Source organism: Ruegeria sp. AD2(2025) (assembly GCF_056542385.1).
In genome coordinates this window covers 63,490-86,717 of the sequence record NZ_JBQFZS010000012.1, presented here as the reverse complement: position 1 = coordinate 86,717, position 23,228 = coordinate 63,490, and the positions used below count along the sequence as shown (strand labels likewise).

The window sequence follows — 23,228 nt, the reverse complement described above, 5'->3', positions numbered from 1 at the left end:
GAGGGCCAGCCCTCTCTTGAGCCTGCGGCTCAATTCACTCCCGGGATATTTATGGCCAGATGAAGGTTTGGATCAGGTTTTGCCCAAAGCCAGCGTGTGGTTGCGGAGCCAGGCCATGAAGCCGCGGGGGTCGCGTTCGAGCAGGGCCATGTCTTCGTCGGATACCGGGTCTCCGATCACCGGGGATTGCGGACGATTGCAGGAGCGGACGATTTCGTGCAGCAGCAGGCCCTGACGCAGGATCGGCGACAGCCGGTTGGCGATCTGGTACCAGCGCGAATTGCTGCCGGGGAAGAAGATTGGCACCACTTTGGCACCCGAGCGGCGAATCATCTTGGCGGTGAAGACGTTCCATTCCCGCTCAATCGCGGGGCCGAACCAGCTGTCCGAGGACATCACCACGCCTGACGGGAACAGCGCCACGACGCCGCCATCGGCAAGATGTTTCATTGTCTTGCCGCGCATCTCGAGCATCTTGGCCTGCGCTTCGGGGTCATGCGGGAAGGGCACGGGGATCATGAACGAGGTCGCCGCCTCGTCCAGACCGGTCAGGACCGAGCGGGTCAGGATGCGATAATCGCTGCGGACCCGGCCGATGAGCTCGGCGAAGATCATGCCATCGACCATGCCGTGCGGGTGGTTGGCAACGACAATGACGGGCCCTTCTTTCGGAATGCGCGCGATCTGTTCGGCCGGGGTGGTCAGGTCGATGCCCATAGTCTTGAGCGCGCCGCCCCAGAATTTCTGGCCGCGGTAATGTTCGTTCTGTTTCTCGAACTTGTTGACCATGCGCAGGATGGTCAGCTTGCCGGTCAGCCACTCGATGGCGCGGATGGCGGTGGCCGTCCAGGCGTCGTCAAACGAGTTGGCGTATGTCAGGGTTCTGCGGTCATAAATCTCACCCCGATCCGTGTTGTGATCCACTACGGAGCCTGATTTGGTATCGTGCGCGGTTTCCGCCAATTGCCTGGTCTTTCCGTCCTTGGTGTCGCGGCAGGTCGGGTGTCAGAACCCTTCGCCGAACTTATCATTCACCAGGGTTTCCAATGCTTCTGCCAACGCCTCAGCATCCGGGCCGGACGTCTCGACGTCAATAGTGCTTCCGCGCGACGCTGCCAACATCAAAAGGCCCATGATGCTGTCGCCTGAGGCAGAAAGTCCGTCACGCGACACTTCGGCGCGGGCGTCGAAGCCTTCGACCACCTCGACCAGCTTGGCCGAGGCGCGGGCGTGCAGGCCCTTTTCGTTGATAATTTTCAAACTTTTCGTAGTCATTCAAATCTATCCGGTCTCAATCCAGCGTCACATTTTGGGCGTTGATGTATTTGCGTCCGGCCTCGAGCGCCAGACGCACGGCCTCGGCCAGCGGCAGGTGGCGGCTTTTGGCCAGTTTGATCAGCATCGGCAGGTTTGCCCCGTAAAGGATTCGCCGGTCCTGCGGGGCGCAGGCGCGCAGGCTGAGATTCGACGGGCTGCCGCCGAACAGATCGGTCACCACCACGACACCGTCGCCCTGATCGACGGAATCGGCGGCGCGGCAGATATCGGCCTGTTTTTCCTCGCGATCGTGATCGGCCTCGATCGGGACGGCCACCAGCCCGGGCTGCTGGCCCACGACATGCTGCGTGGCGGCCAGGTATTCCTGTGCCAACCCGCCATGTGCAACGATTACGATCCCGATCAACCCGGCCTCACATTCAACGAACGACGCTCCATTTCGCGGTGCCTAATTGACACCTGCTGGCCCGCTTCTGCAAGGGCCTTTGCAACCGCTTCCGCCAACGCGACCGAGCGGTGCTGGCCCCCGGTGCAGCCGAAGGCCACCGACAGATGCGCCTTGCCCTCGGCTCGGAATGCCGGGAGCAGTTCGATCAGCAGGTCGACGACACGGTCAAAGAAGGCGTCGTAGTTCATATCTGCCTGAACATAGGCTGCCACATCAGCATTTCGACCATCGGCCTCGCGCAATTCGGGGCGCCAGTAGGGATTGGCCAGAAAGCGGCAGTCAAACACCATGTCCAGACCGCGCGGCAGGCCGCGTTTATAGGAAAAGGATTCGATCGACACCGCCAGATGCCGCCCTTCGCGGGGGGCGAACCAGCGCTCGACCTCTTCGCGCAGCTGGTGGACGTTCAGGGCGCTGGTGTCGATCAGGGTGTCTGCGATCTCGCGGATGGGGGCCAGCAGTTCCTTTTCCTGCACGATCCCCGTTTCCGGGCTGGCATCGGCGGCGACCGGGTGACGGCGGCGGGTTTCCGAGAAGCGGCGCAGCAGCACCTCGTCGCGGCAATCCAGATAGAGCGTGGTCAGATCGACCTGCTCCATCCGGCCCAGTTTCGACGCCAGTTCGATGAAGCCGATGGTGGAAAAATCGCGGTTGCGGGCGTCGATGCCCAGCGCCATCGGGCTGCCGGGCTCGGAGCTGTCCAGCAGGCGCGACAGCAGACCCATGGGCAGGTTGTCGATGGCCTCGAAGCCAAGGTCTTCGAGCACGTGGATCGCGGTTGACCGGCCCGCACCCGACGGGCCCGTTACCAGTACGATGCGGCGTTGCGCGGTCATGTATGCGGCCATTCCGGGCTCACGCGTCCCATTTTCAGAAGTTGCATCAAGGCTGCGGGTAAATTGGGCACAGCGGCGGCGCGAAGCAAGGGAACAGTTTGCCTCAGCAGCCGAATGTTCTGCGGCTCGGGCAGGCGGGCGGGTTCGCTTTGGTCCAGATCGACCACATAGGTCACCGGAACCGGCCCGGCCGCATCGGCACGCAACAGGCCGATGCCGCGCGCCTCGATCAACCCGCGCAAAGGCGACACCGCATCGGCCATGACCTGTGCGCCCTGCTCCGTCAGTTCAACCCGGTCATCCGCCACCAACTGCGCCCCCAGCGCCATCATCTGCAACGCAAGGGCCGATTTCCCGGCCCCGGATTTGCCCACGATCAACAGGCCCGCCCCCTGCACGGTCACGCAAGAGGCATGCACGCAAGCCCTGTCCTGATCAGCAATGTCCGAGAAAAGCCCCTCGCCCATAACCTAGACGGGCAGCCCGACCACAAACCGCGCACCCAGCGGGTCCGAGGTGATGTCGGCCTCGGTCGGGCGGATGTTTTCGGCCCAGATCACGCCGCCATGGGCCTCGACGATCTGTTTCGAGATCGCAAGCCCAAGGCCCGAGTTGTTGCCGAAATGCTCGTCGGGGCGTTGCGAATAGAAGCGCTTGAAAATCTTTGTCAGCGCCTGATCGGGGATGCCGGGGCCGGTATCCTCGACCACGACCAGTACGCGATTGTCGCGGCGGCGAACCCAGACGCGGATCGCATCCTTGTCTTCGCAAAAGGAGATCGCGTTGGTGATCAGGTTGACGAAAACCTGCGCCAGACGTGCCTCGAGCCCGTTGACCACGATCGGATCGGACGGCAGGTCGGTGATATAGTCGATACCTTTCGAGCGCGCATCTTCGCCCAGATACTGACCGATATTGTTCAGCAGGTTCAGCAGGTCGAAGGGCTGTTCCTCTTCCTTGACCAGCTCTGCGTCCAACCGCGAGGCGTTCGAGATGTCGCTGACCAGACGGTCCAGTCGCCGCACGTCATGTTCGATCACGCCCAGCAGCTTTTCGCGCTGATCCTCGCGCTTGACCATACGCATGGTGCCAACGGCGGATTGCAGGCTGGCCAGCGGGTTCTTGATCTCATGCGCCACATCTGCGGCGAACTGCTCATTTGCGTCGATGCGGTTGTAAAGCGCGGTGACCATGCCACGCAGCGCCTGGCTGAGGCGACCGATTTCGTCGGGGCGCGCGCTGAGGTCGGGAATACGGATGCGCCCCGGATTGACCCCAGCCCCGCGGTCCTTGCCCATCTCGGCCGCTGCCGCCAGATCGGCCAGCGGGTTGGCAATGGTCGACGCCAGCACAAGGCTGAGGCCAATCGAAACCAGCAGCGCCACCACGAACATCTGCAGGATGCGTTCCTGTTCCTTGCGGGCCAGCGCGTCGATCTCACCCGCCGGGCCCGCCATAGCGACCGCGCCCACTGGCGCATCGTCCAGCAAGATTGGTGCCACCGCGACGATCACAGTCTGGCCCATCTCGTCCTGAACGGTCTGCACCTGCATACCCCCGCCCAGCGCGCGCGGGATCAGTTCCTGCACCCGTTGCGCAAGGGTCGGTGCCTCACCTTCGGGGCCACCACTGAATACGGCAGAGATACCGTTCCAGACCGCGTTCAGCGCGTCGCTGATCACGGTGCTGCCGGTCGATGCATCCAGGTTTTGCCGCAACAGGCCGGGCAGGTCCGACGCCGCCGAGGCGCCGCGTGTCCACCCGATCAGGGTGCCGGTGCCGTCATAGACAAAGACTTCGCCACCTTCAGGCAGGCTGAGGCCCGACAGCGTGTCGCGCACGTCCAGAACCGCCGCGCCGCCGGGGGCGGGCTGGCGCAGCTGGGTTTCGAAGACATTGCTGACAAGCTGTGCATCGCCAACCAGATTGCGCGCAGTCTGCTGCACGCGTTCCTTGCGGCTGTCGTCCAGATACAATAGCCCGGCCACCAGGATAATCAGCGCAATCAGATTGAAAGTTATGATCCGCCGCGCCAGCGGAGAATGGCGCAGCGTGAACAGGTTGCGGCGCGAGCGTTTCTCGCGCAGCTCGGCGGACTCGGGGTCCTGGGGAATGACCCAGTCATCCCCAAGAACGACGTCCGCGTCGCGCCCTTGATTGGCGTGTTCAGTATCGCGCACGAGACCCCTTTGCCCCTTAAAAACGGCCGCGCCTATTCTTCGTTATACCGATATCCGATACCATAGAGCGTTTCGATGGCCGAGAATTCGGGATCAGCGGCCCGCATCTTCTTGCGCAAACGCTTGATATGGCTGTCGATGGTGCGGTCATCCACATAGACCTGATCGTCATAGGCCACATCCATCAACTGATCGCGGCTTTTGACGAAACCCGGACGCTGCGCCAGCGCCTGCAGTAGCAGAAATTCGGTCACGGTCAGCGAGACATCGTTGCCCTTCCAGCTGACCGCGTGGCGTAGCGGGTCCATCCGCAGGTCGCCACGCTCCATCACTTTGGTATCGCCGGTCGTGGCATTGGTGACATCACCGTCGACCGCTTCCTGACGGCGCAGCAGCGCGCGGATGCGTTCGACCAGCAGACGTTGCGAGAAGGGCTTCTTGACATAATCGTCCGCCCCCATGCGCAGGCCCAGAACCTCGTCGATCTCATCGTCTTTCGAGGTCAGGAAAATTACCGGCATCTGGGTTTTCTGCCGCAGACGCTGCAGCAGGTCCATGCCATCCATGCGCGGCATCTTGATGTCCAGAACGGCCATGTCCGGCAGTTTCTTGTTAAAGGCGTCCAGCGCCGCCTGACCATCATTATAGGTTTCGACCTCGAACCCTTCAGCTTCGAGCGTCATGGACACGGATGTCAGAATGTTTCTGTCATCGTCCACCAGTGCAATCTTTGACATCGGGTTGGCCCCTTGTTCCTGCTCACATACGCGGTATTCCGCTTATTAGTAGTGTATTTTTGGCTTTTTTAAGGCCGCGAATCAAACTGTATCTGAAATTCGTGAGATTGTTGCCACACAGTTGCGGCAAAAAAGCCCTATCGTTTCACCGAATACGGCCTGTCTTTTCAGCACTATCCTTTTGATTGCGCTAAACTTCGGTGTGGTTGCGCTAACTCGCCCCGACCCTGCTGTTCATGCCCCGAACGACCGTGGTAAGAGGCGCGCGACCGCCGGGCTGGTACCGGCACCGGCCCAAGGGCGCCCGGCATCCAAGCCACCGCGCCACCACAGGAGAAGACACATATGACATCTGGACGGGTTAACCCGCAATTCCGCCTCGAGGATCAGGGCATCGAGGGTCTGGGCCATGTCTATTACAACCTGATCGAGCCGGCACTGATCGAACAGGCGCTGAAGCGCAGCGAAGGCACCTTGGGCAATGGCGGCGCGCTGCTGGTGACCACAGGCAAGTTCACCGGCCGGTCGCCCAAGGACAAGCACGTCGTCAAGACCGACAGCGTCGCCGACAGCATCTGGTGGGAAAACAACGCCGCCATGAGCCCCGAAGGGTTCGACGCGTTGTACGACGACATGCTGGCCCATATGAAGGGCCGCGATTATTTCGTACAGGATCTGGTCGGCGGGGCCGATCCCAGCCATGCAATCAACGTGCGGCTGGTGACGGAACTGGCCTGGCACAGCCTGTTCATCCGCCACATGCTGCGCCGCCCCGAGCGCGAGGATCTGGATGATTTCATCGCCGATTTCACCGTCATCAACTGCCCCAGCTTTCAGGCCGACCCGGCCAAGCATGACTGCCGCAGCGGGACGGTGATCGCGCTGAACTTCGACCGCAAGCTGATCCTGATCGGCGGCACCGAATATGCCGGCGAGAACAAGAAATCCGTTTTCTCGCTGCTGAACTACATGCTGCCGGAAAAAGGCGTGATGCCGATGCATTGCTCGGCCAACCACGCGGTCGGCAACCCGGTGGACACGGCGGTGTTCTTCGGCCTCAGCGGCACCGGCAAGACCACGCTGTCGGCTGATCCGGCGCGCGTGCTGATCGGCGATGACGAACATGGATGGTCGGATCGCGGCACCTTCAACTTCGAGGGCGGCTGCTATGCCAAGACCATCAACCTGAGCGCCGATGCCGAGCCCGAGATTTATGCCACCACCTCGAAATTCGGCACGGTGATCGAGAATATGGTCTTCGATCCCGAGACGAAAGAGCTGGATTTCGACGATGACTCGCTGACCGCAAACATGCGGTGTGCCTATCCGCTGCACTATATCTCGAACACGTCGACATCGGCGATGGGCGGGCACCCCAAGAACATCATCATGCTGACCTGCGACGCCTTCAGCGTGCTGCCGCCCATTGCGCGACTGACACCGGCGCAGGCGATGTATCACTTCCTGTCCGGCTTCACCTCGAAAGTGGCCGGGACCGAGCGCGGCATTACCGAACCGCAGCCCACCTTCTCGACCTGTTTCGGCGCGCCGTTCATGCCGCGCCGCCCCGAGGTCTATGGCAATCTGCTGCGCGACAAGATCGCCCAGCATGGCGTGACCTGCTGGCTGGTCAATACCGGCTGGACCGGCGGCCCCTATGGCGTGGGCAGCCGGATGCCGATCAAGGCCACACGGGCGCTGCTGACCGCTGCCCTCGAAGGGTCGTTGGCCGATGCCGAATTCCGCAAGGACGCCAATTTCGGCTTCGAGGTCCCCGTTTCAGTACCCGGCGTGGCCGAGGTTCTGCTGGACCCGCGCCGCACCTGGGATGACGAGGCCGCCTTTGACAAGCAAGCCGACAAGCTGGTGCAGATGTTCGCGGAAAACTTCGAACAATACCTGCCCTTCATCGACGAGGACATCAAAGCCGTCGCCATCGGCTGACCACTTTCGGGGGCCAGTCCGGCCTTCGTCCCCCGGAAAGCTTACGTAGCGGAACCCTAAGGCGCCCGGACAAGTGCATTGCGAGAACGCTCAGTTTGAGCTATCCCATCCCACCAACGGAAAGCCCGGCGCCCCTACTCACATCTGCGCCTTGGGTGGCCCGTGCAAGTAACGATTGAATCCACATGGGGATGGGTGTCGGATTGATGTGCAGCAAGGGATTTGGCCCTTCGAGATACCTCGGCCCGGCACGGAGCAAAACAGGTAGATGATGACCGAGATTTCAAAACTCACCGAGTTGCGCAAGCTGATGCAGAGCATGGAACGCACCCTTGGGCTGGAGCAGCTGTCTCCGGTCGAGCGGGATATCTACTATGCCGCCGAAGAGCTGTCGAAAGCCGACAAAGAGGTGCGCACCTTCGGCCTGATCGAGCACACGCTGGTCCAGAGCGTTTCGCGCCCGACCTTTTTCCGCGCGCTGAAATCGCTGGTGCAAAAGGGCTATCTTTCGCAAAGCGGCAGCGCCAACCGGGGTCGCTATGTGGTTCATGCGCCCAGGTGATGTTCACCTTCTGACGGGAAACGGCTGACCCTCGTGCGCAGATGGGCCTTTGACACATTCTATGCCTCTTTGGCCTATGTCGCGGCGTCGCTTCTGACATTCGAAGTGCTGATGCCCCTGCAAAACGTGTTCTTTCCCGAATATCCCAGCCGGGCCAGCCTGCTGTTTCTGCCCCATGGGGTGCGCGTGCTGTCGGCTTGGCTGCTGGGATGGCGCGCGATCTTTGCCCTGCTTCCGGGTGTCTTCATCGTCTTCGCCATGATCGCGGGCTGGGATGTGTTCCTGCCCAGCCGGTTGCTGGCCATCACCATCGCCGTCACCACGGTTCCGGCGGTGTTCTACGCCTGCAAGGCACTGGGCTGGGACCTGTTCCCTCGCGCCGACCGCAGCCCCTGCTGGCTGTGCATCATGGGGGTCGGCATCGTCACGTCCTTCATGGTTTCGGGCCTGACCAACATGGTGTTCGGCAGCGCCACCGTGGAATATGTCGCCTATCTGATCGGAGATATCTCGGGACTGTTTTTCCTGATGCTGGGCCTGCATTTCGCCTTCCGCCTGGCCGAGCGGCGCGACTAACCCAGCAGCCCCCGCCGCAGCAGGTTCAACCCGGCCACCAGCAGCACCAGCAGCGTCAGCTTGCGGAACTGCGCCTGATCGATGCGGTCCTGCAGCAATTGCCCCACACGCATCCCCGCCAGCGCCGGAACAATCAGCAGCGCCGAAAACACCGCCGTCTCGGCCCGTAAAATGCCCGAGCCCAGATGGGCCACCGCCAGCGCCACAGCGCCCAGCCCGTAGATCACCCCCTGCACTCGCATCTGGTCCTTCTTGGGCGTGTTCAGCGCCGTCAGATAGGCGACGGTCGGCGGCCCCCACACGCCCGAGATACCGCCAATCGTTCCGGCCACGGCACCCACCGTGGCCTCAACCCGCACCGACGCTTCGCGCAGCGTCAGCTTGAACCCCAACAACTGCATCAGGGCAAAGGCCGAAATAGGCACGCCCAGAATCAACAGAAACGCTTTTGGTGACAACAGGTTGATCAACTGTGCGCTGGCCAACAGGCAGACCAGCCCCACGCCCAAGAACACCCGGAACTTGCGCACCGAGCTCATCGCGGCAGGCACCCCTTCGCGCAGGGCCTGCACCCCGTTGGTCACCAGCGTGGGCAGGATCAGACCAGCCAGCGCCAGTTCGGGCGGCAGCATCATGCTGAGGCCCGAGACCAGCACCATCGGCATGGCAAACCCCACCATCCCCTTGACCCAGCCCGCCACGAAGGCAACGGCCAGAGCCAGGTAGAATTCCTGTGGTGACATCAGCGAAAACAATCCCATCGGCCCTACATATCACCCCGGTATTTTTCTGCATCGCAAAAGTGTTTCCGTAATTTTTGAACTTTTCTGGGTCATTTTGTGTATTTTTGTTGCGCTGCACGTGCAGCATGATATCACCAGACAACCCAGCAGAGGACGTGATTCATGGCCCATGACGGACAGGATATGACGAACATGACGCAGTCAGCGGTTTTGCCCGACCTTCTGACACTCACCGCAGCGGCCCTGCCGGGGGTTGAGGCGGTTTTTGACAAGGCGCGCGAGTCAGTGCGTGCGATGGTGACAGATCAGGGGCGGATTTCGGGCGCGCTGATCGAGACGCATCAGACCGCAGCGCATGGTCTGGCCTGGCTGGCGACCTATCACCAGTCGCTGCAACAGATGCAACGCTGGGCTGAAGCGCTTGAGAAGGATGGAAAATTCGGCGAGATGGAGCAGTTGCTGCACCAGATCGCCTTTGGTGAATACCTGCACCAGATCGCTGGCGGCATCCCGATGAACCAAGGAGAAACCGTGCGTTTGCAGGACCTTGGCCTTGGCTGGGACGCCCTGTCGGGGTTCCAATGCAGCGAAGTGCAGACCCTGATGGCGCAGGCCAATTCGCAGGCCGCGCGCACCCGTCTGGTCGCGCTGATGCAGGACCAGTCCGGTGCCACCATGTTCGGCGCCTCGGGTCTGGACGAGGAGCTTGAGATGATCCGCGACCAGTTCCGCCGCTATGCGCAGGAGAAGGTCGAACCCCATGCCCATGACTGGCACCTCAAGGACGAGCTGATCCCGATTGAAGTCATTGACGAGCTTGCAGAAATGGGTGTCTTTGGCCTGACCATTCCCGAAGAGTTCGGCGGGTTTGGCCTGTCCAAAGCCTCGATGTGCGTGGTGTCCGAGGAACTGTCGCGCGGCTATATCGGCGTGGGCTCGCTGGGCACCCGGTCCGAGATCGCCGCCGAGCTGATCATCGCGGGCGGCACGGACGCGCAAAAAGCCAACTGGCTGCCGAAACTGGCCAGCGCGGAAATCCTGCCGACAGCGGTATTTACCGAGCCGAACACCGGGTCCGATCTGGGCAGTCTGCGCACGCGCGCCGTCAAGGATGAAGATGGTAACTATCAGATAACAGGCAATAAAACATGGATCACCCACGCCGCGCGCACCCATGTGATGACCCTGCTGGCGCGCACCGATCCCAACAGTACCGACCACCGCGGCTTGTCGATGTTTCTGGCCGAAAAGACACCCGGAACCGATGACGATCCCTTCCCCACTCCGGGCATGACCGGGGGTGAGATTGAGGTGCTTGGGTACCGCGGCATGAAGGAGTACGAGCTGGGTTTTGACGGGTTCGAAGTGAAGGGTGAAAACCTGCTGGGCGGCGAAGAAGGTAAAGGTTTCAAGCAGTTGATGGAAACCTTCGAGTCTGCCCGCATCCAGACCGCCGCCCGCGCCATCGGCGTGGCGCAGAGCGCGCTGGACATCGCCATGCAATATGCGCAGGACCGCAAACAGTTCGGCAAGTCTCTGATCAACTTCCCGCGTGTCTCGGGCAAGCTGGCGATGATGGCGGTCGAAATCATGATCGCGCGGCAGCTAACCTATTATTCTGCATGGGAAAAAGACCACGGCCAGCGCTGCGACCTTGAGGCCGGGATGGCCAAGCTGCTGGGCGCGCGGGTGGCGTGGGCCGCCGCCGATAACGGATTGCAAATCCATGGCGGCAACGGGTTCGCGCTGGAATACAAGATCAGCCGTGTGCTGTGTGACGCGCGGATTCTGAACATCTTTGAAGGTGCGGCTGAAATTCAGGCGCAAGTCATCGCGCGGCGGGTGCTGGGATAAATCCCGGCCCGTCGCGGTTTCCCCAACTGAACCCGGCCCAAGCGCCGGGTTTTCTTTTTTTGTCCGTTTTGTACATGCGCGGGGGCCCCGATCTTCCGTTTTGTACAATCCTGTTTTGCCGCAGCGCGGCGCCAAACTTCGCCCTCGGATCGGCGGCGGGAATCGGGTAAAGGGCAGCAACCCGACCGTGCGGACGCAAGGAGATCCAAGCGTGAAAATCATCCCCCTGATTCTGGCCTGCTGTCTGGCGCTGGCCGGATGTGCCATGGCCCCCGCAACAGGGCCGAGCGATGTCGAGGACCTGGCGCAGGCCATCCGCGACCTCAGCCCCGAGGTGGACCCGGCCGAGGCCCGGCGCGCGGCCGAGATTTCCTATGCCTATTCCAGCCAGCTCAAGACCGACTGGAACGTCACCGACCCGGCGATCATTCACAACGCCAAGATCATCAACGGCTTCCGCGAGAAGGGTCTGTGCAATGACTGGGCGCAGGCGATGACCGCGCGGCTGCGGCAAGAGGATTTCAAGACGCTGGATTTGCACTGGGCCACCTCGCCGCCGACCGCGTTCCGGATCATACACCATTCGGCGCTGATCAGCGCCAAGGGGGATTCGATGTATGACGGCATCATTCTGGACCCGTGGCGCAACAGCGGTGTGTTGTTCTGGGACGAGGTGCGCGAGGATACCCGCTATAACTGGCGGCCCCGCAGCGAGGTACGGGCCGAGCTGATCAGCGGTGTTAACCCTTATTGAGGCCTTTGCGATGATGCGTCTGATCCTGATGTTGCCGCTGGTGGCCCTGTTTCAGTGCCAAAAGGACGAAACCGTTGCCGCCTATGGCGCGGCGGATCAGACATGGGTGCTGCAGGAAATCGACGGCCAGCCCTTTGAGGCCAGCGCCCTGCTGCGGTTCCCCGAAGAGGGCCGGATCGAGGGCAATGCCCCCTGCAACAGCTATAACGGCACGCTCAACGCGCCCTACCCGTGGTTCGAGGTCACCGATCTGGCCGCCACCCGCGCCGCCTGTGCCGGGCTCGAAGCCGAGGGCTTCTATTTCGCGGCGCTGATGGCGATGACCCAGTCCGAGGTGTCGGGCGACGTGCTGATCCTGCGCAATGAGGACGGGCACGAGATGGTGTTCAAAGCCGCCGAGTGAACTGCGTGATGAACCGCGCGCGGGCCTCGGGCAGCGGGGTGTGGCCCAGCGCCGGGGCGACGTGGTTTTCCATGAAATAACCGGTGGTGCGCAGGGCCTCGGCGATGCCATCATCGGGCGCGTCCCCCTGCCCGCGCAGGCATGGCGGCAGCGGCAGCAGCTTGTCGGCCCACTCGCCCGCCCCCGCCGCACTGACCGCGCGACCCGTCTTGGGTGAGACATAGACCAACCCCTCGGTCGCACCGGTCACGGCACAGGCCGTGAGATCGAGGCCAAAGCCCAGTTCCTCGAGCAGCGCCAGTTCCCAGCGCAGATAGGCCAGCGGCCAGACCTCATCTTGCCCCAGCAGGTCCATCAGCTGTTCGGTCTGCTTGTAGATCGCCGGGTGGGGTTCGCGTTCGGGCAGGCAGAAGGACAAAAGCGCCACCACCGCGTTCAGCCCGGCCAGCGCCAGCCGCCCCGAAAACGCCGCCGCAGCGCGCGATCGCAGGGGTTCGACCTGAAAGGTGCCCAGATGTTCCTCGAGCCGCGCGCGCCAGAGCACGTCCAGCTGCGCGCCGGGTTGCAGGATGGGGGCGATCTTGCGGCTGGTGCCGCCGCGCACGACACCCGCATGGCGACCGTGGGCCTCGGTAAAGACCTCGATGATCGCTGCCGTTTCGCCGTGGCGGCGGGCGGTCAGAAGGATGCCGTGATCTCGCCAGTCCATGGGGCCTCGTGCGGGGTTACTGCGCTTAGCTTGACCCGGCTGTGGGGGTAACCGCAACCCGGGAAAGCTTGACGGACGGGGGTACGCGCTTTAATTAACACAAATGTTAAACAGGGAGCTGACATGATGCGCGGGATTACAATCACCTATCGCTATGACGGGGATGAGGCCGAGTGGCAGGCTGCGGTCGACGCATTCATCGCGGCCATCGACAGCGATCCCGAGGCGGCGGGGAAGTTTACCTATCAGGTCGCGGTGGCGGATGATGGCGTCACCCGGTTCCACTGGGGTCGCTGGGACAGCGCCGAAACGCTGGCGCATGTGCAGGCGCAGCCCTATTTTCAGGCCTTCGCGCCAAAAGTGAAAGCGTTTGGCGGGGATACGCTGAGCGCCACGGGGCATGACGTGACCACCAGAAGCAACGGCTGGTGAGGGCCTGTTCCCCGGCTCAGAACGTCAGGCCCGCGTGGATCAGGATGCCGGCTACCATCAGCAGGTTCAGCACCATCGAGATGCCGTTGCCCACATAGATCGGCAGCTTGCCGACCACCAGCCCATAGGCGAACCACAGAAACGACAGCGCCGCATAGAGCGACCACGACAACAGCGACTGGCCGGTGGCGTGTTGGGAATGGGTGAAATACAGCTTGATCAGTTGCGGCAGCGTGGCGAAGGGGCCGACGACGCCGATGAAGACCATGAAGCCCTCGAACCGCTGCATCCAGTGGCCGAGATTTGACTTTTCCAGTTTCTCAGCAAGCGTTTCAGCCACGCGAGCGCCCTCCTTGCCCTGTTCGATCGGCTGGCTGCCGGATCGGTGCCAAATTAGTCGGTTTGGCCCGCATGTCCAAGACCCAAGCGTCAGTCCAGACCGTCTTCGCCCAGCAGGTGGCGGCCCTGACGGTCTTCGACCTCGATCACCCAGAGGTCAGGATCAAAGCTGCGCTGGCGCTGGATTGCTTCGTCGACATCAGCCTCGGGTCCGGCAGACAGTTCCACCCATTTGCGGTCGCCGCTCATCAGGTCAAAGCTGCGCTGGAAGGCGGTGGCCTGCCCGTCCAGCGTGTTGAGCTTGACCAGCACCGCGCCGGCGGTGTCATCGCCATGGCTCACGACAAAACCCGGGATGTCCTGCAACCGCAGCCGCGCCAGATAGGCGTGAACCCAGAACTCTGCCGTCAGCCGGGTCATCGTACCGCCCGGCCCGCAGAGCCCGAGAATTTTCGTCGAAAATTCTTGGCCCGCATCAGGCGTTGCCGTCTTTGAAATCGAGGCCCATTTCCGAATAGCGCTCGGATTCCTCCAGCCAGTTGGGCCGGACTTTGACCTGCAGGAACAGGTGAATCTTGCGGTCGAGGAATTCTTCCAGTTCCGCCCGTGCGGCCTGGCTGACGGCCTTGATGGTCTCGCCCCGCTTGCCCAGCACGATACCCTTGTGGCCGTCGCGCATGACATAAATGACCTGATCGATCTTGGCCGAGCCGTCCTTGCGCTCTTCCCAGTTTTCGGTCTCGACGGTCAGTTGATAGGGCAGTTCCTGGTGCAGGCGCAGGGTCAGTTTCTCGCGCGTCATTTCGGCGGCGATCATGCGCATCGGCAGGTCGGCGATCTGGTCTTCGGGATAGAGCCACGGGCCTTCGGGCAGCTTTGACGCCAGCCATTTGCGCAGGTCGTCGACGCCATGGCCTTTTTCGGCCGAGATCATGAAGGTTTCGGCAAAAGGATAGCGCGCGTTCAGGTCGCTGGTCAGCGCCAGCAGTTTTTCCGAGGGCACCTTGTCGATCTTGTTGATTGCCAGCGCGATGGTGCGGCCCTGCCCGATTTCTTCCAGACCTTCAAGGATGCGTTCGACCCCTTCGGTGATGCCGCGATGGGCCTCGACCATCAGGACAACCACATCCGCATCCGCCGCGCCGCCCCATGCGGCGGCAACCATAGCGCGGTCCAGACGGCGGCGGGGTTTGAAAAGGCCGGGTGTATCCACAAAGACCAGTTGCGCGTCGCCCTCCATCGCCACGCCGCGGATGCGGGCGCGGGTGGTCTGGACCTTGTGCGTCACGATCGAGACCTTGGCCCCGACCATGCGGTTCAGAAGGGTGGATTTGCCTGCGTTGGGCTCTCCGATCAGGGCGATGAATCCGGCACGTGTGGTCATGGGTAATGCGTTCCTGGTTGCAGGTGCGCACCCCTATCGCAGAATGGGCGGGCGGGCCAGAGGATTTGTTGATCGGTTGGGCCAGCCTCCCAAACCGCTCGTTCTAATTGGGGGGCCAGCCCCCCAAACCGCTCGTCCTAATTGGGGGGCCGGCCCCCAAACCCCCCGGGATATTTATGGCCAGATGAAGCTGGGGATCGCCGCGGAGGGCGCAGGATGGGGTTATTTGGGGAGGGTGGAGAGCAGGGTTTTGGCGGCGGATTGTTCGGCCTGGCGTTTGGAGCCTGCAGTGGCCTGCGCCTCGGTGCCGTCCTGCAGGCGGGCGGCGATGGTGAAGATGGGGGCGTGGTCGGGGCCGGTGCGTTTGACCTCGATATATGAGGGCGGTTTCTGGCCGCGGGCCTGTGCCCATTCCTGCAGCGCGGTTTTGGCGTCGCGCGCGTCGGCCTCGACCGTGTGGATGCGGTCGCCCCAGAGGGCGAGGATGACGTCGCGGGCGGCCTCGAACCCGGCGTCGCGGTAGATGGCGGCGATGACGGCCTCCATCGCGTCGCCCAGCAGGGCCTGTTTGCGGCGGCCACCGGACAACATTTCGGAGCGCCCCAGTTTCAGCACCGCACCCAGGTCGATCTGGCGGGCGACATCGGCGCAGGCCTCCTTGCGGACCAGCGCGTTGAAGCGGGGGGCAAGCTGGCCTTCGGAGGCGGTCTTGTCGGCTTCGAGCAACGCCGTGGCCATGACAAGGCCCAGCACCCGGTCGCCCAGAAATTCCAGCCGCTGATTGTCTGGCCGCGTGGGCGAAGAGACAGAGCCGTGCGTCAGCGCGCGCAGCAGCAGTTCGGGGTTGGAGAATTCATACCCCAGCCGCTGCTGGAACGCCTTTATCTCGGCCGACAGCTTCAATTGACCGCCTTGAAGAAGCGATCGCCGCGCCAGGTCCAGAAGAACAGCATCGACCGGCCTGCGGACGAGAACATGATGCGGTCGGCGCGGCCGATCAGGTCTTCGTAGGGGACATAGCCCACACCGCCGGCGGATTGCGGCAGGCGGCTGTCGGCCGAGTTGTCGCGGTTATCACCCATAAAGAAGTAATGGCCCTCGGGCACCGTATAGACACCGGTATTGTCCGAGCCCTGAGGGCCGATGTTCAGCACGTCATAAGACACGCCGTTGGGTAGGGTTTCGATCAGGCGGGTCTTTTCGCATTCGCCGCCAAAGCCCACCGGGCCGTTGGAACAGCGCGGGCGCAGGCCTTGCGGGCCTTGTGGCTCGGCAAGTTCGGTGAAGACGCCATCGGGCTGCTGCGGCACCGGTGTGCCGTTCAGGATGATCTGGCCCTGCCGGATCTGGATGCTGTCGCCCGGCAGGCCGATCAGGCGTTTGATATAATCGCGACCCGTGACCGGGTGACGGAAGACGATGACATCGCCGCGCTCGGGTTCGCCGCCCAGAATGCGGGTGTTGTCGCCCTTGATCCAGCCGCAGAGATCCTGTGCATCGATGTTCAGGCCGACGCTGGGGATGATCAGGTTGGGGCACGAGGCGTAGGAATAGCCGTAGGTCATCTTGTTGACGAACAGGAAATCCCCGATCAGCAGCGTCTGCTTCATCGAGCCCGAGGGAATCCAGAACGGCTGAAAGAACAGGGTGCGGAAAACGCCCGCGATCAGAAGGGCGTAGACGATGGTTTTGATCGTCTCCCAGATGGCGTTTCCTGATTTGGCGTCCTCGGCCATACTGCTCTCCGGTCCTTGATTTGTTGGGGTGCTACATGCGGGGCGCGGCGGGGTTAGTCAAGGCCGGGCGGGCGGTTCGTGAAGGGGGCGCGCCTCGATCACCACAAAGGCCTGCGCCCAGGGGTGATCATCGGTCAGGGTGACGTGGATGATCGCCTCGTGGCCTTCCGGGGTCATTTCCTTCAGACGTTCCGCCGCCCAGCCCGAGACATGCATCACTGGCTGGCCTGTGCGCAGGTTGGTCACCGCCATATCCTTCCACGCGATGCCCATGCGCAGGCCGGTGCCCAGAGCTTTGGAACAGGCCTCTTTCGCGGCCCAGCGTTTGGCATAGGTGCCAGCGGTATCCGCGCGCCGTTCTGCCTTGCGCTGTTCGGTTTCGGTGAAGACACGGTTGCGGAACCGGTCGCCGAACCGGTCGAGCGTACCCTGAATGCGGTCGATGTTGGCGAGGTCTGTGCCGATGCCGAGGATCATAGCGCTTGTTCTTTGTACCGACGTCTGGTCATGGCCCTGAGCTCGACCTTTGCTGCGAGCCAGAACAGGAGGCTGTTTGCAACAAACGCAAAGACGGTCAGCGACAGCATCAGATTAGCCATATGGCCACCATAGTGCCACTCAATCAAATCAAGCATCTGGACCGGCCCGATGAGGCTTATCGCAAGAATGAAATATGCGGCGGCATTCACGATGAAGAAAATCAGGGTTGCCCCACAGGCAAATCCCAAGAGCGACCGCAAGTCCGGCATACGCTCCAGAACGCGCGCTGCGCGACAGCCCGCAATAGTGGCCGCAAGGATCGCCGAGATATAGGGTATTCCCACATTCACGAGATTTATTCCGGTCAACTCGAGCAAAATGACTATCGCAAGAGGCAACAGAAACCTGATTGCGACAAGCCAGACGCTATAGTGCCACAAACTATTCGTTTTCAAAGCTCTACCCTTATTAGTCAAGCCACAGCCGCCCGCGCCGCATCCATCAGGCGGCGCATTTCGTGAACGGCGGGGGTGAGGCCGCGGAAGATGGCCTCGCCGATCAGGAAGTGGCCGATGTTGAGCTCGCGCACTTCGGGGAAGGCGGCGATCGGCTGCACGGTGTCATAGGTCAGGCCGTGGCCTGCGTGGACTTCCAGACCCAGCGAATGGGCATAGGCGGACATCTCGCGCAGGGCGTCCAGTTCGCGGGCGGCCTCGTCCGGTTTGCCTTCGGCGTGGAAATCGCAATAGGCGCCGGTGTGCAATTCGATCACCTCGGCCCCGATGCGGTGGGCGGCGTCGATCTGCCGGCGATCGGCGGCGATGAAGATCGACACACGGCAACCGGCCTCGCGCAAAGGGGCAATGAAATGGGCCAGCTTGTTTTCCTCGCGCGCGACTTCGAGCCCGCCTTCGGTGGTGCGTTCCTCGCGCTTTTCGGGGACGATGCAGACGGCGTGCGGCTTGTGGCGCAGCGCGATCTGCTGCATTTCGGGCGTGGCGGCCATCTCGAAGTTGAGCGGCACCGTCAGCGCCTCCATCAGACCTTCGATATCGGCGTCCAGAATATGGCGGCGGTCTTCGCGCAGGTGGGCGGTGATGCCGTCGGCCCCGGCCTCTTCGGCCAGTTTGGCGGCGCGGATCGGGTCGGGGTAGGCCCCGCCGCGCGCGTTGCGGATGGTGGCCACGTGGTCGATATTCACGCCCAGACGCAGGTGGTTGTCAGACATCGTTCGAATCCTTCATTGTCCCTTGGGCCGAGCCTAGTGGTTTTGTCGCCGGAACGTCAGCCTCTGCCTGCGCAAGACGTTTGATTTGTTCAAACTTCGCCTTGATCTTGGCGCGGCGGCGCTGCTGATAGGTGCGGATCAGCGGCAGGCTGAGATAGCCGCAGATCGCCCCCGCAACGATGCCCGGGATGACCCCGCCGACCATGTAGGGAAAGAACACATCGTCATAGAACCGGCTGAGCCCGTGCCAGTCGGCCTCGCGCCCGGTGAAGATGGCGATGCAATTGTCTTTCAGATCCCCCATCGCGTCGGCGAACTTGCCCATCAACCCGTGGGTGTCATGCTTGCGAAAGCGGGTGCCCAGAATGAAATGCCCGGTCTGCAGGCTGACGACACCGATGGGGACGTAGGTCAGAGGGTTGCCGAAGAAGGTGCCGGATAGCGCGGCCAGTATGTTGCCGTTCAGCAACCGGGCCAGAACGGCGGCAACCAGAAAATGAAGGCCGTAAAACGGGGTAAACGAGGCAAACACACCCGCGCCAATGCCCCGCGCGATGCGTTCGGGACTGTCAGGCAGACGCCGGACGCGGTGTTTGACGTAGTGAAAGGCGCGGGTCCAGCCCCCGCGCGGATAGACGAACTCGGACGCGACTTGAACGGCTGAGCGGCGATCTCGGCGCTTGAAAACCACTCGTCCTCACCCTTTCTCAGCCGGCCGTGGCGGCGGTTTTCACGCTTTCGCGGTACCGTTCGACCGCGGCGACATCGCTTTCGGCCTCGAGCGTCAGCATCAGCGAATGCAGCTGTTCGAGGTCGCGCAGTTCGACATTGATCATCAGCCGGTAAAAATCCGGTTTGCGGTCGACAAATTGCAGGTTCGAGATATTGGCCTTTTTCTCGCCGATCAATGTGCAAATCCGCCCCAGCACCCCGGCGTCATTGCCGATGGTCAGGTCCAGCGAGGCCCCGTAGACCGCCGGGTGCGTGCCCGAATGCCAGTGCAGATCGACCCAGCGTTCGGGCTGATCCTCAAACTCCGACAGGCGGTCGCAGTCGATGGCGTGGACCACCACGCCCTGACCGCGATAGGTGATGCCGACGATGCGTTCCCCCGGCAGCGGCTGGCAGCAGGGGGCGCGGTCGAACTTCTGGCCCGGCTCAAGCCCGATCACCGCACGACGGGGCGAGATCGCGTCGCCTTCGTCGCGGGCCAGTTCGGGATAGACGGCCTCGACCACGTCATGGGCGGTCAGCTCGGCGCTGCCCAGACGGGCCAGCAATTCGTGGCGGTCCTTCAGACGCAGGTGTTTGGCGGCGGTGTCCAGCGCCTTGTCGGTGGCTTTACGACCCAGATTTTCGAACCCCGCGCGGGCCAGTTCCTTGCCCAGCTTGATGAACCGCTCGCGGTCGACCTCGCGCAGGGCGCGGCGGATGGCGGTGCGGGCCTTGCCGGTGACCGCAATCTCCAGCCACGAGACCTGCGGCATCTGGCCGTCGGCGGTGATGATCTCGACCGACTGGCCGTTTTTCAGCCGCGTCCACAGCGGCACCCGGATGGCGTCCACCTTGGCCCCGACACAGGCATGGCCGATCCGGGTGTGGATCGCATAGGCGAAATCCAGCGGCGTCGCGCCGCGCGGCAGTTTCACCACATCGCCGGTGGGCGTGAAGCAGAACACCTGGTCGGAATACATTTCCAGCTTGACCGCTTCGAGGAAATCTTCGTGATCCTCTTCGCTGTCGAACTGTTCGGTCAGATTGGATATCCACTTGGCGGGGTCCACCGCAAAGGGGTTTTCCGAGCGCACACCATCGCGATAGGACCAATGCGCCGCAACGCCGGTTTCGGCCACGTCATGCATCTGGCGGGTGCGGATCTGAACCTCGACCCGTTTGCCGTCGCGCCCCGAGACGGTGGTGTGGATCGAGCGATAGCCGTTGGATTTGGGTTGCGAGATATAGTCCTTGAACCGCCCCGGCACCGCGCGCCAGCGCTGGTGGATCGCACCCAGCGTCCGGTAGCAGTCTTCCTCGGTCTGCGTGATGATGCGGAAACCGTAGATGTCCGAGAGGCGTGAAAAACCCTGATCCTTGGCCTGCATCTTGCGCCAGATCGAATAGGGTTTCTTGGCGCGGCCAAAGACCTCGGCCTCGATCCCGACCTTGTCCAGTTCAAGGCGCATGTCGCCGGTGATGCGATGGATCACATCGCCGGTTTCGCGCTGCAGGGTGATGAAACGACGGATGATCGACTGGCGGCCTTCGGGGTTCAGCACGCGGAAGGCGAGGTCTTCCAGTTCCTCGCGCATCCATTGCATCCCCATGCGGCCCGCAAGCGGAGCGTAGATATCCATGGTCTCGCGCGCCTTCTGCACCTGCTTTTCGGGGCGCATCGCCTTGATGGTGCGCATGTTGTGCAGACGGTCGGCCAGTTTGACCAAGATAACCCGCAAGTCCTTGGACATGGCCATGAACAGCTTGCGAAAGTTTTCGGCCTGCTTGGTTTCGCGGCTGGACAGTTGCAGGTTGGTCAGCTTGGTGACGCCATCGACCAGCCGGGCGACCTCGTCCCCGAACAAGTCCGAGACCTTGCTGTAATTGGCCTTGGTATCCTCAATCGTGTCGTGCAGCAGGGCGGTGATGATGGTGGCATCATCCAGACGCTGTTCGGTCAGGATGGCGGCAACGGCAACGGGATGGGTAAAATAGGGCTCGCCGGAATGGCGGAACTGCCCCTTGTGCATCTTTTTCCCAAACTTGTAGGCCTGGGCGATGCGGTCGGCATTTGTCTTGGGATTGTAGTTGCGGACCAGCGCAATCAGGTCTTCTGCTGAAATCATCCGGTCCGCACCTTCGTGTCTGGGCTTTACCCCTGGCCCTGAGCCTCCATCAGAGCGCGCAGGAGCTTTTCTTCGGACATATCGTCATCGGCGGGCTTGTCGGATTCCGCGCCCATCAGCAGCGCCATCTGATCCTCTTCGGGCTCGTCCACCTCGATCTGGGTCTGGTTGGCCTCGATCAGACGCTCGCGCAGTTCATCCGCGCTCTGGGTCTCATCGGCGATTTCGCGCAGCGAGACGACCGGGTTCTTGTCGTTATCGCGGTCGACGGTGATCGGGCCACCGGCGGAAATCTCGCGCGCCCGGTGGGCGGCAAGCATCACCAGTTCGAACCGGTTCGGGACCTTGTCTACACAATCTTCGACCGTAACGCGGGCCATTGGGCGCTCTCCGTAAATGAATCCGTGGCAGGAAGGGGTTTATCTAAGCGCGAATCCCCGCCTTGACAAGCAGGAAATGCCGCAAATGCGAGGATCACAGAGGCGTGACCGCCGCCACATCTTCGGGCTGCAGCGCAGCCACCATCTGCGCCACGGTCTGCCCCAGCACCGGATGGGACCAGTCAGGCGCAACATCGGCCATTGGCACAAGCACGAAGGCACGGTCCTGCAGGCGGGGATGGGGCAGGATCAGCTGGTCGGGCGCGGATTTGATCTGATCTTCGGGCGGCAGGGTCAGCCAGCGCCGATATTCCGCCGGATCGGGCAGAACCCGGTCGCCCCAGCAGACCAGATCCAGATCCAGCGTGCGCATCCCCCAGCGCTGCGCCCGGGCGCGGCCAAAGTCATGTTCGATGCGGTGCAGCAGCTCAAGAACCTGCTGGGGGGTGCGGTCGGTCTCGATCAAAACCGCAGCATTGACATAGTCCGGCCCTGCCCCTGCCGGAAAGCACGGGGTCGCAAAAAACCGGCTTGCAGCGCGAATCACAAGGCCGGACTCGGCCATCGCGGCCAGCGCGCGTTGAAGTGTCACCTTGGGTCCGTTTCCTCTCAGACTGAGATTTGCACCCAGCGCGATGACCGCTTCTGACATGAATTTGTCCAATATTACCCCCATATGCAGGTCAGAGAATGCTTGCGATAAAGACCAAAAGACCTATTTTAAGCACACCATTGCACTGACCATATTATTCGCTCACGGAACTCACGGTGCGGTGGCGTATACCGGAAGGACCATTTTTATGTTTTACAAAGACGAACGGCTAGCGCTGTTCATCGACGGCTCGAATCTTTATGCAGCCGCCAAAGCACTGGGGTTTGACATCGACTACAAGTTGCTGCGCCAGGAATTCATGCGCAGAGGCAAACTGCTTAGAGCTTTCTACTATACAGCGCTACTGGAAAACGACGAGTATTCGCCGATCAGACCGCTGGTGGACTGGCTGCATTACAACGGCTTCACCATGGTCACCAAACCGGCCAAGGAATACACCGACAGCATGGGGCGTCGGAAAGTCAAAGGAAATATGGATATCGAACTGACCGTCGATGCCATGGAACTGGCACCGCGCGTTGATCATATCGTGCTGTTCTCGGGCGATGGGGATTTCCGCCCGCTGATTGCCAGCCTGCAACGGCAGGGCGTGCGGGTTTCGGTCGTTTCGACCATCCGCAGCCAGCCGCCGATGATCTCGGACGAGCTGCGCCGTCAGGCCGACAACTTCATCGAGCTTGAGGACCTGCGCGACGTGATCGGGCGCCCCCCGCGCGAAATGCCGGCCGAGCCGCGCAGCGTCGCGGCGGCGGGCGGACACTGATATCGCCTG

Annotated in this window: 29 protein-coding genes; 8 read left to right on the top strand and 21 right to left on the bottom strand. The window is 62.2% G+C overall.

Annotated features, from left to right (window positions below; translation table 11 throughout):
- Positions 1-72 precede the first annotated feature (72 nt).
- Genes ACR1XV_RS19240 through ACR1XV_RS19210 form a run of 7 tightly spaced genes read right to left on the bottom strand, consistent with a single transcriptional unit; the run spans position 73 to position 5,479 of the window.
- Positions 73-963 (bottom strand): lysophospholipid acyltransferase family protein, encoded by an 891-nt coding sequence (locus ACR1XV_RS19240; RefSeq protein WP_480534317.1) that lies wholly within the window; start codon positions 961-963, stop codon positions 73-75.
- Between the two features lie 42 nt (positions 964-1,005).
- On the bottom strand, positions 1,006-1,275 hold the full coding sequence (locus ACR1XV_RS19235) for an HPr family phosphocarrier protein (protein ID WP_170392593.1): 270 nt from the start codon (positions 1,273-1,275) through the stop codon (positions 1,006-1,008).
- A 16-nt stretch (positions 1,276-1,291) separates the two neighbouring features.
- Positions 1,292-1,684: a PTS sugar transporter subunit IIA gene (locus ACR1XV_RS19230; RefSeq protein WP_480534315.1), complete on the bottom strand. Its 393-nt coding sequence runs from the start codon at positions 1,682-1,684 to the stop codon at positions 1,292-1,294.
- A complete protein-coding gene (rapZ, locus tag ACR1XV_RS19225; protein ID WP_480534313.1) occupies positions 1,681-2,574 on the bottom strand; it encodes an RNase adapter RapZ in 894 nt (297 codons plus the stop codon). The genes ACR1XV_RS19230 and rapZ overlap by 4 nt, the downstream gene beginning before the upstream one ends.
- Positions 2,559-2,981 carry an HPr kinase/phosphorylase gene (locus tag ACR1XV_RS19220; protein ID WP_480534311.1) on the bottom strand — a complete coding sequence of 141 codons (423 nt, stop codon included), beginning with the start codon at positions 2,979-2,981 and terminating at the stop codon, positions 2,559-2,561. The genes rapZ and ACR1XV_RS19220 overlap by 16 nt, the downstream gene beginning before the upstream one ends.
- Positions 2,982-3,032: 51 nt before the next feature.
- A complete protein-coding gene (locus tag ACR1XV_RS19215; protein ID WP_480534309.1) occupies positions 3,033-4,742 on the bottom strand; it encodes an ATP-binding protein in 1,710 nt (569 codons plus the stop codon).
- A 32-nt stretch (positions 4,743-4,774) separates the two neighbouring features.
- Positions 4,775-5,479, bottom strand: coding sequence for a response regulator transcription factor (locus ACR1XV_RS19210; protein ID WP_480534307.1), 705 nt, complete (start codon positions 5,477-5,479; stop codon positions 4,775-4,777).
- 345 nt (positions 5,480-5,824) lie between these two features.
- On the opposite strand from ACR1XV_RS19210, the gene ACR1XV_RS19205 reads away from it, so the two are divergent.
- The 3 genes from ACR1XV_RS19205 to ACR1XV_RS19195 all read left to right on the top strand — a co-directional run bounded on the left by ACR1XV_RS19205 (position 5,825) and on the right by ACR1XV_RS19195 (position 8,561).
- The gene (locus tag ACR1XV_RS19205) at positions 5,825-7,423 is read left to right on the top strand and encodes a phosphoenolpyruvate carboxykinase (protein WP_480534305.1); all 1,599 of its coding nucleotides are present in this window, start codon (positions 5,825-5,827) and stop codon (positions 7,421-7,423) included.
- Between the two features lie 271 nt (positions 7,424-7,694).
- The gene (locus ACR1XV_RS19200) at positions 7,695-7,985 is read left to right on the top strand and encodes a hypothetical protein (RefSeq protein WP_480534303.1); all 291 of its coding nucleotides are present in this window, start codon (positions 7,695-7,697) and stop codon (positions 7,983-7,985) included.
- 33 nt (positions 7,986-8,018) lie between these two features.
- Positions 8,019-8,561 carry a hypothetical protein gene (locus ACR1XV_RS19195; protein WP_480534301.1) on the top strand — a complete coding sequence of 181 codons (543 nt, stop codon included), beginning with the start codon at positions 8,019-8,021 and terminating at the stop codon, positions 8,559-8,561.
- Here ACR1XV_RS19195 and ACR1XV_RS19190 read toward each other — a convergent pair.
- Positions 8,558-9,322, bottom strand: coding sequence for a sulfite exporter TauE/SafE family protein (locus ACR1XV_RS19190; protein WP_480534299.1), 765 nt, complete (start codon positions 9,320-9,322; stop codon positions 8,558-8,560). The two genes, ACR1XV_RS19195 and ACR1XV_RS19190, sit on opposite strands and share 4 nt — an antisense overlap.
- Positions 9,323-9,466: 144 nt before the next feature.
- Here ACR1XV_RS19190 and ACR1XV_RS19185 point away from each other — a divergent pair, with 144 nt between their 5' ends.
- The 3 genes from ACR1XV_RS19185 (at position 9,467) to ACR1XV_RS19175 (ending at position 12,315) form a co-directional block, all read left to right on the top strand.
- Positions 9,467-11,158, top strand: coding sequence for an acyl-CoA dehydrogenase family protein (locus ACR1XV_RS19185; RefSeq protein ID WP_480534297.1), 1,692 nt, complete (start codon positions 9,467-9,469; stop codon positions 11,156-11,158).
- Positions 11,159-11,369: 211 nt separating this feature from the next.
- A complete protein-coding gene (locus ACR1XV_RS19180) occupies positions 11,370-11,912 on the top strand; it encodes a hypothetical protein (protein ID WP_480534295.1) in 543 nt (180 codons plus the stop codon).
- Between the two features lie 10 nt (positions 11,913-11,922).
- Positions 11,923-12,315: an META domain-containing protein gene (locus ACR1XV_RS19175; protein WP_480534344.1), complete on the top strand. Its 393-nt coding sequence runs from the start codon at positions 11,923-11,925 to the stop codon at positions 12,313-12,315.
- On the opposite strand, the gene recO is transcribed toward ACR1XV_RS19175, so the two are convergent.
- Complete coding sequence (gene recO, locus ACR1XV_RS19170; RefSeq protein WP_480534293.1) at positions 12,299-13,024, bottom strand: DNA repair protein RecO; 726 nt, start codon at positions 13,022-13,024, stop codon at positions 12,299-12,301. The genes ACR1XV_RS19175 and recO overlap by 17 nt on opposite strands.
- Before the next feature lie 126 nt (positions 13,025-13,150).
- Here recO and ACR1XV_RS19165 point away from each other — a divergent pair, with 126 nt between their 5' ends.
- On the top strand, positions 13,151-13,456 hold the full coding sequence (locus tag ACR1XV_RS19165) for a hypothetical protein (protein WP_480534291.1): 306 nt from the start codon (positions 13,151-13,153) through the stop codon (positions 13,454-13,456).
- Positions 13,457-13,472: 16 nt separating this feature from the next.
- Here the strand turns inward: ACR1XV_RS19165 and ACR1XV_RS19160 are convergent, their stop codons facing one another.
- The 12 genes from ACR1XV_RS19160 to folK all read right to left on the bottom strand — a co-directional run bounded on the left by ACR1XV_RS19160 (position 13,473) and on the right by folK (position 22,495).
- Entirely contained in the window at positions 13,473-13,796 is a 324-nt protein-coding gene (locus ACR1XV_RS19160; protein WP_480534289.1) for a SemiSWEET transporter, read from the bottom strand.
- An 89-nt stretch (positions 13,797-13,885) separates the two neighbouring features.
- The gene (locus ACR1XV_RS19155) at positions 13,886-14,215 is read right to left on the bottom strand and encodes a DUF1491 family protein (protein ID WP_480534287.1); all 330 of its coding nucleotides are present in this window, start codon (positions 14,213-14,215) and stop codon (positions 13,886-13,888) included.
- 55 nt (positions 14,216-14,270) lie between these two features.
- On the bottom strand, positions 14,271-15,179 hold the full coding sequence (era, locus tag ACR1XV_RS19150) for a GTPase Era (RefSeq protein WP_480534285.1): 909 nt from the start codon (positions 15,177-15,179) through the stop codon (positions 14,271-14,273).
- Between the two features lie 222 nt (positions 15,180-15,401).
- On the bottom strand, positions 15,402-16,082 hold the full coding sequence (gene rnc, locus ACR1XV_RS19145) for a ribonuclease III (RefSeq protein ID WP_480534283.1): 681 nt from the start codon (positions 16,080-16,082) through the stop codon (positions 15,402-15,404).
- The gene (gene lepB, locus ACR1XV_RS19140) at positions 16,079-16,915 is read right to left on the bottom strand and encodes a signal peptidase I (RefSeq protein ID WP_480534282.1); all 837 of its coding nucleotides are present in this window, start codon (positions 16,913-16,915) and stop codon (positions 16,079-16,081) included. The genes rnc and lepB overlap by 4 nt, the downstream gene beginning before the upstream one ends.
- 57 nt (positions 16,916-16,972) lie before the next feature.
- On the bottom strand, positions 16,973-17,392 hold the full coding sequence (gene acpS / locus ACR1XV_RS19135) for a holo-ACP synthase (RefSeq protein ID WP_480534280.1): 420 nt from the start codon (positions 17,390-17,392) through the stop codon (positions 16,973-16,975).
- Positions 17,389-17,850 (bottom strand): ABZJ_00895 family protein, encoded by a 462-nt coding sequence (locus ACR1XV_RS19130; protein WP_480534279.1) that lies wholly within the window; start codon positions 17,848-17,850, stop codon positions 17,389-17,391. The genes acpS and ACR1XV_RS19130 overlap by 4 nt, the downstream gene beginning before the upstream one ends.
- A gap of 17 nt (positions 17,851-17,867) precedes the next feature.
- A complete protein-coding gene (locus ACR1XV_RS19125) occupies positions 17,868-18,623 on the bottom strand; it encodes a pyridoxine 5'-phosphate synthase (RefSeq protein WP_480534277.1) in 756 nt (251 codons plus the stop codon).
- Positions 18,616-19,314: a DUF2062 domain-containing protein gene (locus tag ACR1XV_RS19120; protein ID WP_480534275.1), complete on the bottom strand. Its 699-nt coding sequence runs from the start codon at positions 19,312-19,314 to the stop codon at positions 18,616-18,618. Before ACR1XV_RS19120 ends, ACR1XV_RS19125 begins: the two co-directional genes overlap by 8 nt.
- A 16-nt stretch (positions 19,315-19,330) precedes the next feature.
- Positions 19,331-21,463: a RelA/SpoT family protein gene (locus tag ACR1XV_RS19115; protein ID WP_480534273.1), complete on the bottom strand. Its 2,133-nt coding sequence runs from the start codon at positions 21,461-21,463 to the stop codon at positions 19,331-19,333.
- 26 nt (positions 21,464-21,489) lie between these two features.
- The gene (rpoZ, locus tag ACR1XV_RS19110; protein WP_010437681.1) at positions 21,490-21,843 is read right to left on the bottom strand and encodes a DNA-directed RNA polymerase subunit omega; all 354 of its coding nucleotides are present in this window, start codon (positions 21,841-21,843) and stop codon (positions 21,490-21,492) included.
- 94 nt (positions 21,844-21,937) lie between these two features.
- The gene (gene folK / locus ACR1XV_RS19105) at positions 21,938-22,495 is read right to left on the bottom strand and encodes a 2-amino-4-hydroxy-6-hydroxymethyldihydropteridine diphosphokinase (protein ID WP_480534271.1); all 558 of its coding nucleotides are present in this window, start codon (positions 22,493-22,495) and stop codon (positions 21,938-21,940) included.
- A gap of 148 nt (positions 22,496-22,643) precedes the next feature.
- On the opposite strand from folK, the gene ACR1XV_RS19100 reads away from it, so the two are divergent.
- Positions 22,644-23,219 carry a LabA-like NYN domain-containing protein gene (locus tag ACR1XV_RS19100; protein WP_170686665.1) on the top strand — a complete coding sequence of 192 codons (576 nt, stop codon included), beginning with the start codon at positions 22,644-22,646 and terminating at the stop codon, positions 23,217-23,219.
- Positions 23,220-23,228: the final 9 nt, after the last annotated feature.

Excerpts from the sequence above, each read along its gene's own strand:
- ACR1XV_RS19125 (WP_480534277.1), bottom strand. The coding sequence starts at position 18,623 with ATGTCTGACAACCACCTGCGTCTGGGCGTGAATATCGACCACGTGGCC.
- rpoZ (WP_010437681.1), bottom strand. The coding sequence starts at position 21,843 with ATGGCCCGCGTTACGGTCGAAGATTGTGTAGACAAGGTCCCGAACCGG.
- ACR1XV_RS19175 (WP_480534344.1), top strand. The coding sequence starts at position 11,923 with ATGATGCGTCTGATCCTGATGTTGCCGCTGGTGGCCCTGTTTCAGTGC.
- folK (WP_480534271.1), bottom strand. The coding sequence starts at position 22,495 with ATGTCAGAAGCGGTCATCGCGCTGGGTGCAAATCTCAGTCTGAGAGGA.
- ACR1XV_RS19185 (WP_480534297.1), top strand. The coding sequence starts at position 9,467 with ATGGCCCATGACGGACAGGATATGACGAACATGACGCAGTCAGCGGTT.
- ACR1XV_RS19100 (WP_170686665.1), top strand. The coding sequence starts at position 22,644 with ATGTTTTACAAAGACGAACGGCTAGCGCTGTTCATCGACGGCTCGAAT.
- ACR1XV_RS19210 (WP_480534307.1), bottom strand. The coding sequence starts at position 5,479 with ATGTCAAAGATTGCACTGGTGGACGATGACAGAAACATTCTGACATCC.
- ACR1XV_RS19165 (WP_480534291.1), top strand. The coding sequence starts at position 13,151 with ATGCGCGGGATTACAATCACCTATCGCTATGACGGGGATGAGGCCGAG.
- ACR1XV_RS19205 (WP_480534305.1), top strand. The coding sequence starts at position 5,825 with ATGACATCTGGACGGGTTAACCCGCAATTCCGCCTCGAGGATCAGGGC.
- recO (WP_480534293.1), bottom strand. The coding sequence starts at position 13,024 with ATGGACTGGCGAGATCACGGCATCCTTCTGACCGCCCGCCGCCACGGC.
- ACR1XV_RS19200 (WP_480534303.1), top strand. The coding sequence starts at position 7,695 with ATGACCGAGATTTCAAAACTCACCGAGTTGCGCAAGCTGATGCAGAGC.
- ACR1XV_RS19115 (WP_480534273.1), bottom strand. The coding sequence starts at position 21,463 with ATGATTTCAGCAGAAGACCTGATTGCGCTGGTCCGCAACTACAATCCC.
- ACR1XV_RS19235 (WP_170392593.1), bottom strand. The coding sequence starts at position 1,275 with ATGACTACGAAAAGTTTGAAAATTATCAACGAAAAGGGCCTGCACGCC.
- era (WP_480534285.1), bottom strand. The coding sequence starts at position 15,179 with ATGACCACACGTGCCGGATTCATCGCCCTGATCGGAGAGCCCAACGCA.
- rapZ (WP_480534313.1), bottom strand. The coding sequence starts at position 2,574 with ATGGCCGCATACATGACCGCGCAACGCCGCATCGTACTGGTAACGGGC.
- lepB (WP_480534282.1), bottom strand. The coding sequence starts at position 16,915 with ATGGCCGAGGACGCCAAATCAGGAAACGCCATCTGGGAGACGATCAAA.
- ACR1XV_RS19190 (WP_480534299.1), bottom strand. The coding sequence starts at position 9,322 with ATGGGATTGTTTTCGCTGATGTCACCACAGGAATTCTACCTGGCTCTG.
- acpS (WP_480534280.1), bottom strand. The coding sequence starts at position 17,392 with ATGATCCTCGGCATCGGCACAGACCTCGCCAACATCGACCGCATTCAG.
- ACR1XV_RS19155 (WP_480534287.1), bottom strand. The coding sequence starts at position 14,215 with ATGACCCGGCTGACGGCAGAGTTCTGGGTTCACGCCTATCTGGCGCGG.